Source organism: Alteromonas sp. W12 (genome assembly GCF_001924945.1).
Classification (GTDB): Bacteria; Pseudomonadota; Gammaproteobacteria; order Enterobacterales; family Alteromonadaceae; genus Alteromonas; species Alteromonas macleodii.
In genome coordinates, this window is record NZ_LQXH01000001.1 from 1,660,794 (window position 1) to 1,681,414 (window position 20,621).

Below are 20,621 nucleotides of genomic sequence, written 5' to 3' on the forward strand. Positions count from 1 at the left end.
TGTAGTGACACCTTAGAGCGCGTTCTCACCCGTCATAATATTATTGACCGTGATTTTTGCGATTTCCTCTAAGGCTTCGAGCGTGAAGAACCCTTGGTGGCCCGTTATTAAAACGTTCGGAAACGTAGTTAAGCGCTGAAAAATATCATCCTGAATTATGTCTTGTGAATGATCGTTAAAAAACAGTTCGGATTCTCTTTCGTAGACATCTAGCCCTAAATATCCAATTTTTTTCGACTTAAGCCCTTTAATGATGGCATTGTCATCGACGAGCCCGCCTCTTGACGTATTAATTAGCATGACGCCTTGAAGCATTTTATCAATACGCTTAGCATTGATTATATGATGACTCTGTTCGTTGAGCGGGCAGTGCAGGGTAACTATAACGCTTTTTTCAAGTAGTTCATTTAGCGTTACATAATGGGCTCCCATTGCGGTTACATCACTATTTGGATGCGGATCGAAGCAAAGCACATGACATCCAAACCCCAATAGTATGCGAATAACCGCTTGTCCAATCTTTCCTGTGCCAATTACCCCTACGGTTTTACCGTGAAGCGTAAAGCCCATCAATCCTCCAAGATTGAAGTTGCCTTCGCGTACTCGGTTGTATGCTTTATGTGTTTTTCGATTCAACGTAAGGATTAGCGCAATTGTATGTTCAGCTACGGTTTCAGGGCTATAAGCGGGTACGCGGCTTACAGTGATACCTGCCTTTGCTGCTGCATCCACATCGACATTGTTGAAGCCAGCGCAGCGAAGCGCAATATGTTTAACCCCACAGTGTTTTAGAACTTCAATGGTTTTCCTATTAATGTCGTCATTTACAAACACAACAACATCGCTGAATCCACTGCAACTCGCTGCGGTTGAAGCGTTCAGTGGGTGTTCAAAAAATGTGGCATTGATGGTTTTGTCACTAGCACCGTTTAATGGTTCCAGCAATTCAGAAAACAGAGCGTGTTCATAAGAGCGAGTACTAAAAAAAGCGATGTTTTTGTGTTGTTGGTCGCTGAGGTTATCGTGCGCTTTTTTACGTGCAGAGGTATTCATTTTAGTACCCAGTTAAGTCACTTAGACGGCAAAAAATTACCACATTCACATTCAAACTACATAGATGTAGATCAATAAATCTAGTGGGATGTATTGAGCACTTACGCATTAGGTATATTTCAAAACGCTCGTTCACTGCCGCCATGCCGGCGGCTATCTAAACTGCAAAGCGTACTAATTCGCTGATAAAAGCTTAGCGATGTCTTTCTCAATGGCTTCTGGTTTTACAGTAGGTGCATAACGTTTTAGCACCTTGCCTTGAGCATTAACTAAGAACTTAGTGAAGTTCCATTTTATACGTTTTGTGCCAAGAAGACCGGGGGCTTCGTTTTTCAATTCCTCAAAGAGCGGATTGGCATCTGGACCATTTACATTTGTTTTCTTAAATAATGGGAATGAAACGCCAAAATTAAGGCTACAAAATTGCGCAATATCTTCGTCGCTACCTGGCTCTTGATGTCCGAACTGATCACAGGGAAATCCTAAAATTTCAAAGCCCTTATCGTTGTATTTTTTATAGAGCGACTCTAGTCCTTCATATTGAGGAGTAAAGCCACATTTGCTTGCCGTATTAACAATAAGTAATACCTTACCCTTGTATTGTTCAAGGGTAGTTTGTTCACCGTTGTTCAACGTAATAGCGTGTTCATAGAGCGCCAAAATTATTTTCCTATATTTTTGTTGTTGTTAAGTCTGTTACTCTTAGGTAATCCAACCATCTTTGTTAAGTATCTAGAGTATATTTTGTATGAGTAATTTGAAAGTGAGTTTTTTGGGCTTGGGTGTAATGGGCTATCCTATGGCAGGGCACTTGAGCAAAGCTGGCTATTCGGTCACTGTTTATAATCGTACCTCTCAAAAGGCGCAGGATTGGCTTTCAACCTATAACACTGGCGACGCTAAAGTCAGTGCTAGCAATACCGTTGCGCAGGCGTGTGAAGGCGCTGACATCGTATTTATGTGTGTGGGTAACGACAATGATGTAAGAGATGTGGGCACACAGGCGTTAGCAGTGATGAAGACGGGCAGTGTGCTGGTCGATCATACGACTGCATCAGCAGATATTGCCAGAGAACTATATAAAAGCTGCCAAGATAAGCAAGTTGGCTTCTTGGATGCACCAGTTTCTGGTGGCCAGGCTGGGGCTGAGAATGGGCAGCTGACCATTATGGTGGGCGGCGATGAAGACGTATACAGCAACGTTGAGCCGGTAATGGCACATTATGCACGACACAGTCAGTTACTTGGTAAGAGTGGTAGCGGTCAACTAGCAAAAATGATGAATCAGATTTGTATTGCCGGCATCGTACAAGGCTTGGCCGAAGCATTGCATTTTGGCCAGCGTGCTGGGCTTGATTGTAATGCGGTTGTCGATGTTATTAGCAAAGGCGCAGCTCAGTCGTGGCAGATGGAAAACAGAGCCAGCACTATGCTAAATAACAGCTTTGATTTTGGTTTTGCTGTTGATTGGATGCGTAAAGACTTAAGCATTGCATTGGATGAAGCGCGTAAGAACGGTTCGACTTTGGCGCTTACGGCACTTGTTGATCAATATTATGCAGATGTTCAAAAGCTTGGTGGCGGCCGTTGGGATACATCGAGTTTACTTACCCGACTAAAATAACGCTAACAGACTAACAAGAATAAAAGGCCCGCTGGTTTACAATAAGATGTAATAAACAGCGAAATACAGTGGCGTTCTGGAAGCGGTGCGTTGTTATCCATAACGCAGGTTATGGATGTTGCTTTAGTAATTTGCTAATTAAACATTACAGCGCTTGTTCTTGAGCAGATAGAGTAAGCTGTTCCAAACGGGCCTTATTAACGTCATTCAAGGGGAGTGACATTATCTTGTCGAGTAGCTGTCTGACGTTAAATTTTCGGTAAACACCTGTGTCTGACTCAATCATGCACTGAAGAAGGTTTAAGCCAAATGCTGCGGTATCAGGTGAGAGTTGGAAAGCATCATAAAAATGCCTCATTGCCTTGTTGAATAAGCCTTCGATAAAGAGTTGTGTGCCGGCCTCGTTTATAGAAATGGCCTGTTCGTGATTTAAACCTAACCTTTCTCCACCCGAAAAAATCAGCTCGTCATTCATAACCTGTTCTGAAATAGCTTGTAACTCCGCGTTTTTGCGCTTAGCCATCAAGAGTAACTCACCAGCTTTACGTTCGTCTCCAAGACCGTGATGTACTTTTGCGGCAATAACGAGGATAGACGGCTCAGTACGAAGGTAATTGTCGACGTAGTCGCTTTCAAGCAAATGTGCTGCTTTTTCTAAGTCGCCGTCCAGCACAGCCGAGAAAGCCAAAAGGTAGTCTCTTTTTTGTAAAGTCTGCGGGTCGCCCTGACTTCTTCCGGCAATGCCTACTAATTTTCTAGCCTGAGACAAGCTTTCTTTTCTATTGGTTTCAGGCGACTCTTCTGCAAGAAACAAATAGAACTCAGCGAGCTCAAACGTAAAGTCATTGAACCTGTCTTTTGCACTGCGATGCATAGCCCGTTTCTTCTGTAAGAGATCGATGGCTTCTACAACCTTGTCCTGCTTTTGATAGGCAATGGTTTTTAACTTTGCAGCTGGTAGGCTTAATTCACTAAACTTAATTTCATTTAAGTATTTTTCTACTTGATCGTAGGAGTCTTGTTCAAATGATATGGATGCAAGCCATTCAAATGCCTTGTCGCGAGCCAAGCTAGAGTTAACCATTTGGCTCAAATGGCTTTTACAATGTGGCCATTGACCCGAAGCGTACTGGCACTTTACTTTTCCCCATTGTGCCCAAAGAACTTTGTCAGAGCGGGTTAACACGTCGTCATAAATACTCAACGCTCGTTGCAAATCACCATTCTCGAAAAGAAGACGCGCATAAAGCTTTCTAATTTCAGCAACAAGCCGAGGAGGAATGCCTTCGGTGATCTTAGCTCTAACGACACTAATTGCTCGGTCAAGTTGTTTGTTATCCAGCGCGTGCAATACGTTTTTAACAAAGTCTCGATAACTTAAGTAATGATTAATTTGGCGGGTTAGTGAAGCAATGGTGTATGGCTTAATAAGCAAAACGTCAGGCTGTAAATCCATTATACGGCCAATAATTTGCGGTGAGCGATCAGACGTTAAGAAAATAATGCCTGTGCTAGGTCTTATAAAGCCTGCCTCTCTTAAACTCTGGATCCATTCCACGCCTGTTTTGCCTTGACCTAGGTGATAGTCCATTAACAGGAGTTCAAAATTTTGCTTTTTAAGTGCCGCTTTCAGTTCTACACCAGATGCAAAGCTGCTTACCGATAAGTTAGCAATTGACATCAAATGTCCTCGAAGCGCAGTCCGAGCAGTAGCATTGTCTTCTACTATAGCTATTCTGAATTCCACGGCGACCAAACAAGGTTTACTTACATCAACCTAGCTTATCAGCGGCGAGATAAAAGTGCATTATTAAAAAGGATAACTTTTTTTGCTTCGTACTGGAATCTATAGAGAAATAGCATTTCTCGTCACAAAATATTTACGTTAACCCCCAATGTTTTTAAATAATAATTTACCTTTACGTTTACGTAAGGGGTAAGTATTGGTTATTGTAGTCCAAAAGCAAATCAATTGAGGGTATGCCTTATGAATTTTGAATTAACCGATGACCAGTTAGCCTTTGAAGACACCGCCCGTCAATTCGCTCAGCAAGAGCTAGCACCTAACGCCGCTATGTGGGATAGAGAACATCACTTCCCAGTAGAAGCAATAAAGAAAGCGGGTGAATTAGGCTTCTGTGGATTGTATGCGCCTGAGAGTGCAGGTGGGTTGGGTTTATCTAGGCTCGATTCCTCCATAATCTTCGAGCAGCTTTCAATGGGATGTACCACGACTACAGCTATGTTAACCATACATAACATGGCAACGTGGATGATTGCCACTTGGGGCACCAGTGAAGTTAAAGATATGTGGTGTGACCAACTGGTAACCGGTGACAAGCTGGCATCATATTGCCTAACCGAGCCTGGCGCTGGTTCTGATGCAGCGTCGCTTAAAACAAAGGCGACGAAAGCTGACGGTGGGTATGTCCTTAACGGGTCTAAGGTGTTTATCTCTGGTGCTGGCAGTACGGATGTTCTTGTTGTAATGGCGCGTACAGGGGAAGATGGTCCTAAGGGCGTATCTGCATTTGCGGTTCCGGCTAATGCCGACGGGATTGAGTACGGTAAAGCCGAAGAAAAAATGGGGTGGAATGCACAGCCCACTCGTATGATCACGTTCGATAACGTGAAATTAGATGCTAGTTGGTTACTTGGCGAGGAAGGACAAGGCTTTAAAATGGCCATGCAAGGGCTTGATGGCGGCCGAATTAATATTGCAACTTGCTCGGTAGGAACGGCACAGCAGGCGCTAAACGTTGCGCGTGACTACATGAATGAACGTGAGCAGTTTGGTAAACCTATTGCAGGTTTCCAGGCATTACAGTTTAAATTAGCTGATATGGCTACTGAACTTGTTGCAGCGAGACAAATGGTACGTATGGCGGCTTGTAAGCTGGATAATAACGACCCAGACAAAACCACCTATTGCGCTATGGCGAAAAGGTTCGCGACAGATGTTGGCTTCAATGTATGTAACGATGCCCTCCAGCTACACGGCGGGTACGGTTATATCAAAGAATATCCGTTGGAGCGTCACTTCAGAGATGTTCGCGTACATCAAATATTGGAAGGCACCAATGAAATTATGCGCGTTATCATTGGTAGACGTTTGCTGTCAGATGAGAGAAGTGTACTGTAGTACACTTCGCTATCGAACTAATTCGGGCACGATTTAATGGACTATGGGAAGGAGTGAAAATGACAGATGTGGAATCGGTAGTCATTGTTGATGAAATCAAGACGTCTAGCAACGACTACACAATAGGCCGTTTAACGCTTAACAAGCCAAAGGCATTAAATGCATTGGATTTGGAAATGGCTGGCATCATGCTTGACGCGCTTCAGCGATGGCAGTCTCGCAACGATATCGTAGCTGTTGTGATCGATGCTGCTGGCGAGAAGGCATTTTGCGCCGGTGGTGACATAGTGTCTATGTACAAATCGATGGTGGAAGCTAATGGGCAAATTCCAGCTTTCTTAGAAACATTTTTCGAAACTGAATACACGCTAGATTATACTATCCACAATTACAGTAAGCCCATTGTTGTATGGGGCAGTGGAATTGTTATGGGCGGTGGCATGGGGCTTCTATGCGGTGCAAGCCATCGAATAGTAACCGAAACCTCTCGCCTTGCTATGCCGGAAATTACGATAGGTTTGTACCCGGACGTAGGCGGAAGCTATTTTCTACCTCGCTTACCAGGTAAAGCAGGTCTCTTCCTAGGTTTAACAGGCGGCCAAATGAATGGTTCCGATGCTTGCTTTGTAGGGCTTGCAGACAGTTTGCTGGCGAGTACCGAAAAAGACACTTTGCTTGATACCCTTGTAGAATACACGTGGGAAAAGACCGACAGCGAAAGTTTGGCTTCTAGTGTTTCGCACATTATCAACACAATGAAAACGCCTGAAGAACTTCCCAATGGCAACGTTGAGCCGAATATGGCACTTATTAATGACTTGTGTTCGGCTGACAATGTTACCGACGTAGTTCATGCCATTCTTAACGCAGACATGAGTGAGAATAAGTGGTTACAGAGAGCGCAAAGCACTTTAGCCAAAGGTTCTCCTATCACTATGCATTTGGTGTTCGAGCAATGTAAGAAAGGTGCGAATATGACGTTGGCTGACTGTTTTAGAATGGAAGCTGATATGTCCTGTCGATGTGGAGAAAGTGGTGAGTTCCAAGAGGGGGTAAGAGCGCTTTTGATTGATAAAGACATGTCACCACAGTGGAAATACAAAACAGTAGATGAAGTGCCGCAAAGCGCAATAGCACATTTCTTCACTTCTCCATGGGCTGAAGAGCAACATCCATTGGCAAAGTTGTAGTGTAAAAGTTCTCCAAATAAGCACGAAAGCGCCCAGTGTTAGTGTTAACTCGGCGTGTGATGTTGTTACACTTATTGCCGTAAAGGTGTCGGGTTTGATATCCTTTACGGCAAATTCTCAGTAAAAAGAACCTGTCATGTGGCACTGCCCACTTTGTAAACTCCCTATCTCATTACATACAACGCCTATTCGCTGCGAAAATAACCATACCTTCGATAAAGCGAAATCTGGTTACGTTAACCTTTTGCCCGTTCAATTTAAAAAATCGAAACTTCCGGGTGACGACAAAGCAATGGTGAGAGCCAGAAGGGAATTCCATCAATTAAATGCCTATAAGCCGTTGAAAGATAAATTAGTGACGCTGGTGGAAAAGGTACTAAATGAAACGGCAACCAATGCAGAAGCATCAAAGAATGCCATAAAGGTTTATGACGCGGGTTGTGGTGAGGGGAGTTACTTGGATGCGATGGTACAAGGACTTTCAGCGAGTGGTTTAAAGGTTGAAGGAGCAGGTAGCGATATCGCCAAAATCGCAGTAGAGCTGGCAGCTAAAGCGTACAAACAAGCACAGTTCGTTGTTGCTAGCAGTTTCGATTTACCCCTAAGCGGTAACTCGCAAGATGTGATGATTCAGGTTTTCGCACCTGGGAGTAATGAAGAATATGTGAGGGCTCTTAAAAACAATGGCCTTTTAGTGACGGTCGATCCAGCGCCTGAGCACCTGTTTGAGCTTAAACAGCAGGTGTACGACAATCCAAGACAGCATGAAATCGACAACCAAGAACGAGATGGGCTTACACGGGTTTACAATGAATGCTTTTCCTTTCCTATCCATTTCGAAAGCGAAGAACATGCGCTGGCACTTATCAAAATGACGCCGTTTTACTGGAAACTGCCAAACGGCAAAATCGATGAGATTGTTGAAACGTTGAAAAGCGTAACCGCAGACTTCCATATTCAGCTATGGCAAAAAACACCACAGTAATATCTATAATGGATTACCCATCGATTCTACCGATGGGTAGACAACCACTCCTTTAAAGCGGGACTTCCTACAAGTATAGTCTGTACTTGTTTTTTGCCGTTTAACACAATGTAGGTAGGGAACCCGTTCTGACCGGTAGCTTGCAATAGTGCAGATTCACTGTATTCTCCTTCGAAGATAATAAAGGGGTATTCAACCTCATGAGTAATCAAATGCTGCTTAAATTCGGCTATATTGTCCGTGCCTGATAATCCAACTACTTTTATACCCTTATCATTGTTTAAACGATTGACTAGCGGAATGGACTGCTTACAGAAGCCACAGAAAGGGCTATATAGTTGGACGATAGTCGTAGTCGAAGTCTCAATGACATCGTTGAGTGTTTTGTCGTTAGATGTGGTAGCGGAGAAGCTCCAAATCTCTCCAATTATTGGAGCGTCCAAATGCATCTTTGCCAAAGCGGTAGTGATACCTTTGTTTCGCTCTTCATTATTGTTATGTAACTGTAGAAGATTTGTACGATTCTCAATTGAGTTAACTCTATACAACTGAACGATGACCTGGCCGTTTTCAAAATTCTCAGAATACAGATTAGCAATACTAATCCCCGTCTCGTTTTCAAAACCTACCGATGTCATCTCGGGGATTAGAAAATGCGTTGCTCCCTTGGCGTCGGTAACCGCCACTAAAAACTTATTTGCTGGGTTGTTATCTGCGCTATCAAAAGAATAGGGAGATGCCAGTGTTCCTTTCACCGTATCGCCATCAACGTACAGGTGCACAGGAGGATAGAGTGTAAGTGATGAAGAGTAAGGTAGTTGCGCTTTAACTTTGTACCACTCAATCCAGTTATTTGGGTCGATGTCAGCAGAAGCTTCAAAGCATGGTAGGCAAAATAAGCTAAAAAATAACTGCAATTTTATGTGGTTCAGTTTATTCATGAAAATCCTTTTCATATTAATATTTAGAGAGTTACGATCTTTTATGTGTTACGCGTAACCAGATAAATCCGTTTATATACAACACCTAAGCAAAGCGCGGCAAACGTTTAATCGTTTGCCGCTGTTTTTTTAATTCTGTGTTGAGAATCGTGATAGGTGTTTAATAGCCTGACTTAATAAATCGACATTTAGCGCTTCTTTGCTGCGTTTGCCGGTCGCCATGTCGCTTATTTCATAGCTGCCATTACTAAGTACGTCAGTACGCTTATTGTCATGGAACACAACAATGCGTTCACCAGAGGTGCTAACTAGCCATGGTCTTGAAGGAGAAAGTAAGCTTTGGCCAGTAGAATAAAACGTAGCAGGGGCGTTACATCCCAATGCACCTAAAATGGTAGGCGCTAAATCTTCCGTGCTGGCTATGCTAGCATTCAGTTTAAGGGTACTGTACAGCGTGCCTTTGCCACTTTCGCTACCAAAGCCAGTTGCAACAATCACATCGTGTTTGCGCGCTAACGTGTTTTTTACATAGCTTTCGATATCAGCACTCTTCATAAACGCAATATGCAAACCATCATGGTTGTTGCTCAGCGGTTGCAAATATCCCGCTAATTGAGGCAACGGCAACGCTTCATCGCTGTGAATAGAGACCGGCATGCCAGACCCCAATGGAAGTGCTAATAACACCGGACGCTTTTGAGATAAAGCGTCTTGGTATATTTCGGGAACACCAAATAGCGTAGTAGTCATTAAGCCTTCTATGCTGCTGGCGGTCGAATAGTAATTGGCTACTTTGTTTAAGGTGCTGCGCTTAATGTTACTTAAGTCCACCGCCTGTTCGTTATCAGTCTGGACAACCACGGTTAAGTTTCTACTTGTTTCAATAGAACAATAAACCGGCTCGGCTGGGTAAGTAATATTGTGAATATCAGGGTTGAACTGAAGTTGTTTTCTTTCTTCATAAGCCGCTAAGTCAAGCAAGCCATAACGCGACATCGTCGTTTTAGCAGTCGCAGGATAAGAAAGCGGAAACATGTTGTCCTGCTTGATGATAGGTTGATACAACTTGGCATCAGCCCACACGTGTATAGCGTGACTGGTAACAAAACAGCTGACAAAAAATGTAGTAACAGGGATGCCCACTTTATGGCGAGTGAAGCGTTCAACACGTTTCCAGATTGCATTGGCTAAGACCAGCTGGAAGCCAAGCCAAACGATAAACAGAAGAAATAAAAATGCCCACTGTTGCCAGCTTTCTATCGCCATTGTTGACTGAGCTTCACTGCGCAGTAAATCCGCGGCGTGAAAGCTAATATGGAAGCCTGTGCGATTAAATAGCAACGCATCGAAAGCCAAGAGCGCTAGCCCCACAGCTGCAATAATAGACGCGCTGACCTTTATGACTCTGGGGTTGTTAACCAAATAGCAAAGAGGGAGGATAAAAATAACAAAGCCAAAAAAGGTCATAAAACCAATATGACCGAACCAGTTGGCTAGAAGATACAAGGTGCCGACACCTGTGCCAGGCATAGGTGATGAGAAAACAAAAATCGAGGCAATAACTATGGCGATGATAATGTTCGCCAAGGCAAACCAATGCCCCCAATTTACCAGTTTAGTAACACGCTGGCGACGAGGTGATTCGGCAAGTATCATGCAATCCCTTAGCTATTTTTAACGCTTTTCTTGAGTACGTCGGCAAACTGCGTTGCCATGGCTTCGCGATTTTCAGGGGCTACCTGAGTATTTAAAATGTGCGTAATGACATTTCCTAACACCATAAGTGAAAGATCGCGGTTTGCACCGCCTTCTTCAAGGGTTAGAATAACGTTATTCATTAGCGTTTCGAATTCGTCGTTGCTATAGCGGCTCTGTTGGGGCATTGCTACGCCTCTTTTTTATGATTTCTTTGATAAAAAGAATGGTTTTACACGTAAAATGATTATAATCGTTGTTTGAGTGAGTACAATCATTCATTCTAAAATCCCGCAATTCTTTGGATATTTCTGACACTTTTTAAGCAACAGGACACCCGATACTCTATGAGTGCACTGATTCATCACTTTGTTGTACATCGTTTGATTGTAAACAAAGAAGAGAAAATTGAAGCAATTCCACGTGACAACTGCTTAGCTGTTACTCCGGAAATCGAGCTTCTTGCCCATCAAATAAACCACAGTTTCAATGCTAAACCTGGAAAAGGGGTTGGCCACTTCGTGACGGAAGTTACCCGTGAAGCAAAAGTGGAAAACGAAGAAGGCGAAGCGACTACGCAAAAGAGCACCGAGAACGTAGCAGAGTTCGCGGAAGGCCTTAAGCAATACATGGATATTCAAAAAGCGGCGGGTGATAACGTTGAAGATGCATTCCATGCGTTTTCGGTATCAGCGACCAATCGCTTAGTTCGCACTTTGGCAGAAACGGGTACGGTTGAGACCGGTTTTCTTATTTTCTGCCAGTATGAGTATTTAGCCACACAGTATTTGATGATTGCATTGTTAAATACCCGCTCGCACGTTGAAGTGACAAACTCTTTGGATCTTTCTGCGCGTGAACACTTAGATTTAGCAAAAATGCAGCTCGCTGTGCGGTTCGATTTAACTCAGTGGGATATTCAGCCAGAGCAGCAGCGTTACGTTAGTTTTATTAAAGGTAGAATGGGACGTAAGGTATCAGACTTCTTTATGCAGTTTGTAGGCTGCGAAGAGCTGGTTGATGTTAAACAGCAAAATAAACAACTGATTTCTACGGTCGATGCCTACCTAGCCAGTGAGTCACTAGACCCGCAAGAGCAGCACCAGCATAGAGAAGAAGTTAAATCATACTTTAAAGAAAAGATTGATGCGGGCGAGAGTTTATCGGTAGATGAACTGGCTAACCGACTTCCACAAAATGAAGAAACTAGCAGTAACTTTTCTGCGTTTACACAGTCTATGGAAGTACCGCTTGAAAAAGAAATTCAGCCAGACCCAGCAGCGCTGAAACAACTTGCTAAATTTACCGGTCAGGGTGGTGGTATATCGCTTAGCTTCGAACGCAAACTAATGGGCGATCGAGTATTTTACGACCCAGCTACGGATACGCTAACAATCCGTGGAATTCCACCTAATTTAAAAGATCAGCTTAATCGCCAATCTTCAATGGACTAGTCGCTGCGAAGCAAAGATAAAAAACGTATACTAGTTAGTAGAATATAAACTCGATTCAAGGGTGTTATGCAATTATTTGTAAATGATTTGACAGTGATGGACTTCTCTTACCTTTGCCCAAAGCGCGGTATGGTAGGGGAAAGCTGGATTGTCGATGTGATTTTGGACGGTGAGCTCAACGAAGAGAGCATGGTTCAAGACTTTGGTCACGTGAAAAAGAACTTAAAGCGACTAATCGACGAATATGTTGATCACAAGTTGCTTGTACCTGCTGAATACAGCGGTTCAGAGGTTATTCACGACGACGATTCTGAACAGGTAGAAGCGCGCTTTACCTGCATTGATGGGCGTAGCATCATGCTACATTGCCCCGCTGAAGCTTATGCATTTGTTTATTCTGATGAGATAAACATGGAATCTGTTGGCGTTTACTTAAAAGAAGTATTGGCGACTCATCTTCCAGAAAACGTTGAAAACATTACGCTGCATTTACGTGAGGAAGTCATTAATTCTCCGTATTATCACTATACCCACGGGCTTAAAAAGCACGATGGTAATTGTCAGCGCATAGCGCACGGTCACCGTTCGCGAATCGATATTATACTTGACGGCAAAGTGTGTGTTGAAAGTCAGCAGTATTGGGCTGACCGTTGGGCCGACATCTATATAGCCACCCGTGAAGACGAAATAGCGTACAGCGACAGAAAGCTTAAAGGTCAAGTTTCAAATGAAGCGGATTACTACTGTTTTGCTTACGAGTCGTCACAAGGCTATTTTGAACTATTAATTCCTAAGTCAGATTGTGAAGTCATCGAAACCGACTCAACAGTCGAGTGTTTGGCGCAGTATCTGCTTGAAGAGCAGAAGAAACGCACGCCTGATGGCGTTTGCCAAGTTATTGCTTATGAGGGCGTAGGTAAAGGCGCCACAGTAAAGGGTTAACATTTGACCACAGCTCGTTATAGGGAAAGGAAACAACTATGGCATTCACGCTTTCAAAAAACGCATTGCATAGCGCACTATCTCGTGTAATGAGTTGTGTAGTGGCAATTAGCACAGTTGCCTCTATGCCATTTGCTTATGCAGATGTAGAGTTAAACGGCCAAAAAGAAGCGTTATCTAGTCAAGAGCAAGTAAACGTAGTGTTGAACGGTAAGTTTACGCAAGGTGCCTTACTGCGCGGGCAAGCTCCCGCTGGGGCCAAAGTAACGCTTAATGGCGAAACTGTTCAAACCAACAAAGACGGAAAATTTGTTGTTGGCTTTGAACGGGAAGCGCCACTGCAGCAAACGTTGGCTGTAAAATTAGACAACGGCCAAAAGTGGCAGCGAGACATTACCCTTGAAAAACGCGAATACAACATTCAGCGAATTGACGGGCTAGAGCAAAAAATGGTTTCTCCGCCAGCAGAAGTGACGGCGCGTATTAAGCAAGACAATATCAACGTAGCTAACGCGCGAAGCGGTAATACTGATTTAGATGCATTATTCACCCGGTTTGAGTGGCCTGCGAAAGGCGTTATTTCCGGTGTTTACGGTAGTCAGCGCATTCTAAATGGCGTGCCGAAATGGCCGCATTATGGTTTGGACATCGCCAATGAAACGGGCACGCCTGTGTATGCACCTGTTGATGGTGTGGTAACAATGGCTGATGATCTCTATTATTCGGGTAACACCTTGATTCTCGACCACGGCATGCGCGTGTTTTCAACGTTTCTTCATATGGACACTATAACGGTAGAAGTGGGTGAAACCGTTAAGCAAGGCGAGCAGATTGGAACGATAGGTTCAACAGGGCGCTCTACAGGCCCGCATCTGGATTGGCGTATTAATTTGGGCAACACTCGTTTAGACCCACAGACTATCATTTCGGGGGCTCCCGAAGAGTAACCATTAATTTGATTTAGTTTTAACAGTCATAAAGAAAAAGGCGCTTTCAGGTAAACTCTCAAAGCGCCTTTTTAGTTTTTACGCTACAGGGCGGTGTTATTTCCCCAGCCACTGATTGAGCTTTTCTTCATCAGTGATTTCAAAATAAGCCATTTCTTTTCTTGCCTCAGTTACCTCAAGAGGCAGGGTTAGAAGCCGCCCGTCTCGAATAAGCGTTAACTCTACCTGTAACGTTTGGGCATTATCTAATAGGCGCTGAAGCTTCTGGGCATTAACAATGTGGCCGTTTAACGCAATGATGACATCGTTTAAAAGAACACCTGCCTTCATTGCGGCAAGACCCTCAAATACCTGCATTACCGTAAGTCCGAAGGTAGCTGGCTTTAACGTGGCGCCAAGCTGATTTTTAATCGCAGGCAGCGAGGAGGCACCGCCTTTATCTTCACCTGACACGCGAGCACGAACCGCATAGTTAACGCCCATTTCAGAAATTAACGAAGCCAATTCTACATCGTCTGTGCCATACACCACGCGATTTAAGTATTCTGAAACATCAATGCCAAAATGCGTTGTACATAGATTTTGGATCACGTCATCAGGCGTACCTTTTTCATCCACGCCATAGTGTTTCCACAATAACTGCATCAAGGTATCTAAATTCGCTTGTTCGTTTGACTGCTTACGAAGGAGTAAATCTAACCCAAGGGCGATAATGCCTCCCTTGGTGTAGTAACTAACGATATTGTTAGTAGCGCTCGCATCTTGCTTATAGAACTTTGTCCATGCGTCGAAACTACTTTCAGCTGCACTTTGTTTAAAGCGCCCAGCGTTTTGTAAAAGTCGACTGATATTTTGTGCAACAATATCAAGGTATTTCTGTGGTTCAATAACGCCGGCTCTAGCAAGGGTTACGTCATCATAGAAACTGGTAAAGCCTTCATAAATCCACAGCTGATTCGTGTATGTTTCTTGAGATAAGTCTGGTTTCACCATTACGCTAGGTTTAATGCGCTTAACATGCCATGTGTGGAAAAACTCATGGCTGCACAGACTTAAGAATGTGATGTAGCTGTCGGTTTTTTTCTCACTTTCACCAACTTGAGGAAGGTCGAAGCGAGGGTAAAGAAGGGCAGTAGAATACTTATGCTCTAAACCGCCAAACCCATTGTCGGCAAGTAGCGTCATAAACAGGTAGTTATTAATAGGTTGTGGAGCACCAAACAAATCTAGGTGGTGCTTGCAAATTGGCGTTAAGTCATTTGCTATGCGCTCATAATCAATATTGTTGTTACCTGAGAAAAGTAACGTAAACGTAATGCCGTCAACCTCAAAGCTGTGAGTGTCTGCAATGCCCACATAAATGGGATGATCAATGAGCTCATCGTAATTTTTTTCAACGAAGTGCCACCGAGACGGGCTTGTACTTTCACAACGAGAAGGCATTGACGTATAAGCCTTCCAATTCGAGGTTGCAGAATCGCTGTCGTTCAGCTCAATGTCCACCTCACACGGCACATTCTCGAAGCCGGAAACGTTTAGAAACGCACTGGTTCCATTTATAAACGCATATTGGTCGTTCATAAAAGCAGAGCGAATAGATAAGTCGTTGGCATAAACCGAGTAAACGACCGTACATGGTTTTCCATCTGTGTCTACACGCCAAGTTTGTTTATCGAGCTTAGTTACCGAAAGGCTATAAACGCTTCTATCGCCAACATTTTCAGTACTATGACCTTCAGAAGTGTTTACAGTTAGCTCGATAATGCTTTTTGCAAAATCGCGCACCATGTAGCTTCCCGGGATCCAGCTTGGAAGGCTAAGCTCAATTGATGAGCCAGAATGCTCAGGTATTTGCAGCGCGACAGTAAATTGATGGGCACGCCAATTGGAAATAGTTAACGTATAGCGAAGAGCAGAGGTCATAAACGTCCGAAAAGATAAGCAAAACTATCCGTCAACTATATCAACCTATTGAGTTAATCCCAATAGATTGCCTGCTACTAAGGGGCAATTTTTACGTTTATTGGACATGGTTTTCAATCGTAGTATTGATAAGTTTTTGTTTGATGCGTACATTGAGTTAAATGACATTAAATCCAGCAATAACAAATACAAATGGCTGAAAAAATACAAAGCAATTTACTAAGCGAAGATAATTTGGAATCGTTGCGTACGCTGGTACCCGGCGATACAGTAGATTTACAAATTGCTATGCCTGCAGCGCCAAAGCGTGTGAAGACTGACTACATAGGCATGCTTATTGATGAATGTTTGCTTTTTCATATTCCAACATCGGCGAAGTGGATTACCGTTAGGGATGCTCTGACTGTTGGCAACGATATCGTGGTGCGTTCTGTGCTTGAGGGCGATACTGGCCAGGTTATTGCGTTTAAAGTGAAAGTACTCAAATTGCTTTCAAAGCCATCAGGCTTACTTATTACAACCTTTCCAAAACGTATTGAAAGTATAGGGCTTCGCGCTGTAAAGCGTGCTCAACTTGGCGTTTCAGTAACGTTAGAAGCTGACGTTTATCCCAGTGACGAAAACGTAACGGGGATCATCATAGATTTAAGTGAAAAAGGGTGCAAAGTAGCGTTACAGGTCAAGCCAAATTGGCCGGTAATGCTCGATGAAGCTGAGGTTAAGCTAAACTATTCGTTGGACGGTAAAGAAGTAGCGCTTACTGCAAAAGTTAAAAATCATAAGCTTGATAGTGATGTGGTTTATTATGGGCTCGCCTTTACCTGTGAAGAAAAATTGATAAAAACGCTGTTGTCCCGACACACATTGTTAACATAGGAAAACAATAGTTGGGTGCTCTTTAGATAATAATCAAAATAACAGGCTAAGGGGATCTACATGAGAAGTATTGAGCGACTTTTAATGCAGTACGGTGAAAGCCACCAAAACAAGACCAACGTTATCATCCATGCTATTGCCGTACCCAGCATCTATTTCGTAACGATAGGTTTGCTTTGGAGTTTGCCGGTACCTGAAATCATAGCGCAATTCGATATAACGTGGGCGCATATCATAGCGGTTCCCGTATTGTATTATTATTTTATGTTGTCTGGTCCGATTGGGGCTGCAATGACCCTCTTAACTATACTGTGTTTCGGTGCAGTTAATACCCTAGACCACTTCAGTATCTCAGTATGGTTATTTTCTCTTGTACTGTTTGTCGTTATGTGGATTTTGCAGTTTATTGGCCATCATATCGAGGGCAAAAAGCCTTCGTTTTTTGACGATTTGCGCTTCTTGCTGGTTGGCCCAGCCTGGTGGTGGGTGCACTGGCTGAAAAGAATGAATATCAGTTACTGAGCTTAATCAGCGAATTGATATAGCCAAAACATGTCTAATTTCAAGATTTTGCCCTGCGACAAGAAGCATAAGGGGCACGACCAAGGCGCTTGGGTCGTGGCAAGGCTTGCGTATAATCTTCTTATAAGTTTTTAAATTGGTAATATTGTGAGTCGCTTTCAGCGTGTAATAGAAAGTAATGAACGTTTATTTTGGACATTGCACAGTGCAGGCTGGGCAGGGTTCGCAATAATTTATTACATCGGATCTTTTCTCCATGATGTTCGACCCATTTGGGTTTTCATCATCATGCTTAATGCCTATGCAGGATGGTTGCTAACCATTCCGCTTCGCTACATCTATCGATGGGCAAGAAAGCAATCTCCGCTCAACATGATCATCATAGTGATTGTGTCGTGCTACTTAATTGCTTTGCTATGGGCCGTGGTAAAAAACATTAACTACTGGGAAATCTACAAGCACGGATATCGCCCAGACGAATGGTATATGTATTTTACCAACACTATTAACTCGCTAATAATGGTGGGGTGTTGGAGTGGTGTGTACTTTGGCATCAAGAACTTCCAAATGCTTCAAAAAGAGAAGCAGAACGCGCTAAAGGCGAGTACCATGGCGCACCAAGCTCACATAAAGATGTTGCGCTATCAACTCAACCCGCATTTTCTCTTCAATACGCTTAACGCTATCTCAACCCTTATTCTTTTAAAAGAGAACGACACAGCAGAAGCGATGGTGTCGCGTTTGAGTGACTTTCTACGTTATTCATTAGACAACGACCCGATAAAGCGAGTACCGCTAGGTCAGGAAATAAAGGCATTACGACTCTATCTAGAGATAGAGAAGGTACGTTTTGACGATCGTCTAGAAGTACTATGGGACATCGATGAAGGGTGTGAAAGTGCACTTGTGCCGAGCATGATCTTGCAGCCCATTATTGAAAACTCAATAAAGCACGCCATATCTAAGATGGAAAATGGTGGTCGTATAGCGATTACGGCACGTACATTTGGCAATGATTTGTTAATGGATGTTGCCGATAACGGCCCTGGTGCAGATATCAAAGACGGAACACTTAGTCGAGAAAACGGCGTAGGCCTAGCCAATATAAAAGAGCGTTTGCAATCCCTCTATCATCGTAATTTTGCATTCTCTATAGAACACAATCAGCCTTCAGGCGTGCGAGTTAGAATACGCATTCCCTATGAAGTTAAGGACGTATAACATGACAAAGCAAGTGATTAAAACCATTGTAGTGGACGACGAACCTTTAGCACGCAAGGGCCTTCGTGCCAGGTTAGAGCGTCATGATGATGTGCAGGTGCTTGCAGAGTGTCAGAACGGCCTAGAGGCTGTAAGTAGCATTTCTCAACATCGTCCAGATTTGGTGTTTTTAGATATTCAAATGCCCGGTTTAAACGGCTTCCAGGTTATTCACAAGTTGCGCGAACTGAAACAGCCCATTCCCATGATCGTTTTCGTAACTGCTTATGACAGCTACGCAATAAAAGCGTTTGACGTGCATGCTTTAGATTATCTGTTAAAACCAGCAGACGACGAGCGCTTAGGTGCGGCGTTAAACAAAGTACGTGAATATTACTCAACTCAGCATCAAGATGAGCAGTCACAAAAATTGGTAAGCCTTGTTGCTGAACTTACTGGCGATGATTGCGAAGAGATTTTACGCAAGTTAGCTAATGGTGAGCCGGTTGAAACCAATCCATACCCAGATGTATTGGCTATTAAAGATGGCTCAGAAGTAACGCGCGTAAACGTTCAAGACATTCAATGGATTGATGCTGCAGGTGATTATATGTGCGTTCACGCACTGGATGGCATGCATATAATGCGCAAAACCATGAAAGAACTTGAGCAGGAACTCAACCCACAGTTCTTTGTTCGAGTGCACCGTTCAGCTATTGCTAATATCCGTTTTGTTAAAAAGTTAGTGAGCCATATTAGTGGCGAATATCATTTAATACTTCAAAATGATACAGAACTTAAAGTGAGTCGCAGTCATCGTGATAAAGTGAAAGCGGCAATGAAGATGTAAAGAAGCTTGAGCATTAAGTACTAAAAGGCGGTGTTTTATTATAAAGCACCGCCTTTTTTGTTTTTACAATCTATAAAAGTTTCAAGTTAAACAGCGTCTGAACCATCTTACTTAGTCGCAGCTGTATCTTTCGTTCATTAGGGTACGCATAGCGTCAACCCGGGCTTGATTGAGGGGTTTTGTTTCTTCCCAAGTTTTGGGTAGAGGTACGGTAATAGGGCGCTGATTAACTTCACCAACCATTATGTTGGTGACGTCGCTTCCTACTAAGCTTATGGCGAATTCGCCAAGAGTAGTGGCGAGCAGTCGGTCCTGTGCTACCGGCGAGCCGCCACGTTGGACATGTCCCAAGGTTACTGGCCTAACGTCGTTGATATTGTGATACTGCAAAGCTTCGGTTAATCCTGTTAAGCCATTAGGCCAAACGTTTTCAGCTACTACAACAATAAAACTGACGGGCCCTTTCAAAGCACGCTGCGCTTTTATCTGGTTTACGATCTTTTTGATTTCAGTCTCAGCGGATTCAAAAAACTCAGGAACAACCACATAGTCAGCAGCCGCGGAAAGAGCACCATTTAATGCTAAAAAGCCAGCATTGCGACCCATTACTTCTACAAGGAAAATACGTTCGAACGCATCAGCTGTATCACGAACTTTATCGATAGAACTCATGGCGGTATCTATTGCGGTAAAGTAGCCTATAGTGGCATCAGTGCCCGCTATATCGTTATCAATTGTTCCAGGAATACCAAGAATCTGGCCATCCCATAGTTCGCTCAACTTTGCTGCGCCGCGAAAAGATCCGTCACCACCGATTACAATAAGTGTGTCGATCTCGGCCTGTCTCAAGTTATCAGCCGCTTTGATAAGCCCTTCACGATTTTTAAATTCTTTACACCTTGCGCTGTGTAGTATGGTGCCGCCTTGCTGGATAAGATTGTGCGTTGAATCAAGAGATAGAGGAATAAACTCTTGCTGTAGTAATCCGTTGTAGCCGTGCTTGTAGCCAAGTAAGGTAAAATTAGCTTTCTGACACGCAATAATTGCGGCACGTATACATGCATTCATACCTGGGGCGTCGCCACCAGAGGTTAAAATTGCGACACGTTTTGACACATTAAAGTCCTTCTTTTTACAGGCAATGCCATTAAAGTAGAGTAAAGGCTGTGCAACGTAAAGTTCTCTATTGCGGATATTTATTGCGTAATATCAAAGTAAAATTCAATTTTTCAGTACACAGCAATAAGCGTTTTTGCTTGTCACGACGTAACTAACGT

At 43.4% G+C, this 20,621-nt stretch carries 19 protein-coding genes; 11 read left to right on the plus strand and 8 right to left on the minus strand.

The window, feature by feature from the left end:
- Positions 1-12: 12 nt before the first annotated feature.
- Positions 13-1,053 (minus strand): 2-hydroxyacid dehydrogenase, encoded by a 1,041-nt coding sequence (locus tag AWH61_RS07025; RefSeq protein WP_075176580.1) that lies wholly within the window; start codon positions 1,051-1,053, stop codon positions 13-15.
- 174 nt (positions 1,054-1,227) lie between these two features.
- The gene (locus AWH61_RS07030) at positions 1,228-1,713 is read right to left on the minus strand and encodes a glutathione peroxidase (protein ID WP_061094989.1); all 486 of its coding nucleotides are present in this window, start codon (positions 1,711-1,713) and stop codon (positions 1,228-1,230) included.
- Positions 1,714-1,801: 88 nt separating this feature from the next.
- Between AWH61_RS07030 and AWH61_RS07035 the strand changes: the two genes are divergently transcribed.
- Positions 1,802-2,677: an NAD(P)-dependent oxidoreductase gene (locus tag AWH61_RS07035; RefSeq protein WP_075176581.1), complete on the plus strand. Its 876-nt coding sequence runs from the start codon at positions 1,802-1,804 to the stop codon at positions 2,675-2,677.
- Between the two features lie 145 nt (positions 2,678-2,822).
- On the opposite strand, the gene AWH61_RS07040 is transcribed toward AWH61_RS07035, so the two are convergent.
- Entirely contained in the window at positions 2,823-4,406 is a 1,584-nt protein-coding gene (locus AWH61_RS07040) for a response regulator (protein WP_075176671.1), read from the minus strand.
- A 258-nt stretch (positions 4,407-4,664) separates the two neighbouring features.
- Here AWH61_RS07040 and AWH61_RS07045 point away from each other — a divergent pair, with 258 nt between their 5' ends.
- From AWH61_RS07045 to AWH61_RS07055, 3 genes are all read left to right on the plus strand, one after another.
- Positions 4,665-5,819, plus strand: coding sequence for an acyl-CoA dehydrogenase family protein (locus AWH61_RS07045; RefSeq protein ID WP_039227752.1), 1,155 nt, complete (start codon positions 4,665-4,667; stop codon positions 5,817-5,819).
- 59 nt (positions 5,820-5,878) lie between these two features.
- Entirely contained in the window at positions 5,879-7,009 is a 1,131-nt protein-coding gene (locus AWH61_RS07050) for an enoyl-CoA hydratase/isomerase family protein (protein WP_075176582.1), read from the plus strand.
- A 136-nt stretch (positions 7,010-7,145) separates the two neighbouring features.
- The gene (locus tag AWH61_RS07055) at positions 7,146-7,994 is read left to right on the plus strand and encodes a putative RNA methyltransferase (protein ID WP_075176583.1); all 849 of its coding nucleotides are present in this window, start codon (positions 7,146-7,148) and stop codon (positions 7,992-7,994) included.
- A gap of 26 nt (positions 7,995-8,020) precedes the next feature.
- Here the strand turns inward: AWH61_RS07055 and AWH61_RS07060 are convergent, their stop codons facing one another.
- From AWH61_RS07060 to AWH61_RS07070, 3 genes are all read right to left on the minus strand, one after another.
- The gene (locus AWH61_RS07060; protein WP_075176584.1) at positions 8,021-8,935 is read right to left on the minus strand and encodes a TlpA family protein disulfide reductase; all 915 of its coding nucleotides are present in this window, start codon (positions 8,933-8,935) and stop codon (positions 8,021-8,023) included.
- 129 nt (positions 8,936-9,064) lie between these two features.
- Positions 9,065-10,591 carry a DUF3413 domain-containing protein gene (locus tag AWH61_RS07065; protein ID WP_075176585.1) on the minus strand — a complete coding sequence of 509 codons (1,527 nt, stop codon included), beginning with the start codon at positions 10,589-10,591 and terminating at the stop codon, positions 9,065-9,067.
- An 8-nt stretch (positions 10,592-10,599) separates the two neighbouring features.
- Positions 10,600-10,818, minus strand: coding sequence for a YejL family protein (locus AWH61_RS07070; protein WP_014949499.1), 219 nt, complete (start codon positions 10,816-10,818; stop codon positions 10,600-10,602).
- Positions 10,819-10,977: 159 nt separating this feature from the next.
- Between AWH61_RS07070 and yejK the strand changes: the two genes are divergently transcribed.
- The 3 genes from yejK to AWH61_RS07085 all read left to right on the plus strand — a co-directional run bounded on the left by yejK (position 10,978) and on the right by AWH61_RS07085 (position 13,973).
- On the plus strand, positions 10,978-12,084 hold the full coding sequence (yejK, locus tag AWH61_RS07075) for a nucleoid-associated protein YejK (protein WP_014979307.1): 1,107 nt from the start codon (positions 10,978-10,980) through the stop codon (positions 12,082-12,084).
- A 66-nt stretch (positions 12,085-12,150) separates the two neighbouring features.
- Complete coding sequence (locus AWH61_RS07080) at positions 12,151-13,026, plus strand: 6-carboxytetrahydropterin synthase (protein WP_014949501.1); 876 nt, start codon at positions 12,151-12,153, stop codon at positions 13,024-13,026.
- A gap of 38 nt (positions 13,027-13,064) precedes the next feature.
- Positions 13,065-13,973, plus strand: coding sequence for a M23 family metallopeptidase (locus AWH61_RS07085; RefSeq protein WP_075176586.1), 909 nt, complete (start codon positions 13,065-13,067; stop codon positions 13,971-13,973).
- A gap of 96 nt (positions 13,974-14,069) precedes the next feature.
- Here the strand turns inward: AWH61_RS07085 and AWH61_RS07090 are convergent, their stop codons facing one another.
- Entirely contained in the window at positions 14,070-15,896 is a 1,827-nt protein-coding gene (locus AWH61_RS07090; RefSeq protein WP_075176587.1) for a M61 family metallopeptidase, read from the minus strand.
- Positions 15,897-16,088: 192 nt separating this feature from the next.
- Here AWH61_RS07090 and AWH61_RS07095 point away from each other — a divergent pair, with 192 nt between their 5' ends.
- The 4 genes from AWH61_RS07095 (at position 16,089) to AWH61_RS07110 (ending at position 19,344) form a co-directional block, all read left to right on the plus strand.
- A complete protein-coding gene (locus tag AWH61_RS07095) occupies positions 16,089-16,772 on the plus strand; it encodes a PilZ domain-containing protein (RefSeq protein ID WP_014949504.1) in 684 nt (227 codons plus the stop codon).
- 60 nt (positions 16,773-16,832) lie between these two features.
- Positions 16,833-17,294, plus strand: coding sequence for an Mpo1 family 2-hydroxy fatty acid dioxygenase (locus AWH61_RS07100; protein ID WP_039232973.1), 462 nt, complete (start codon positions 16,833-16,835; stop codon positions 17,292-17,294).
- Between the two features lie 147 nt (positions 17,295-17,441).
- Complete coding sequence (locus tag AWH61_RS07105; RefSeq protein WP_014949506.1) at positions 17,442-18,515, plus strand: sensor histidine kinase; 1,074 nt, start codon at positions 17,442-17,444, stop codon at positions 18,513-18,515.
- Between the two features lies 1 nt (position 18,516).
- Positions 18,517-19,344 (plus strand): LytR/AlgR family response regulator transcription factor, encoded by an 828-nt coding sequence (locus AWH61_RS07110; RefSeq protein ID WP_014949507.1) that lies wholly within the window; start codon positions 18,517-18,519, stop codon positions 19,342-19,344.
- A gap of 111 nt (positions 19,345-19,455) precedes the next feature.
- On the opposite strand, the gene AWH61_RS07115 is transcribed toward AWH61_RS07110, so the two are convergent.
- The gene (locus AWH61_RS07115) at positions 19,456-20,460 is read right to left on the minus strand and encodes an ATP-dependent 6-phosphofructokinase (protein ID WP_014949508.1); all 1,005 of its coding nucleotides are present in this window, start codon (positions 20,458-20,460) and stop codon (positions 19,456-19,458) included.
- Between the last annotated feature and the right edge of the window lie 161 nt (positions 20,461-20,621).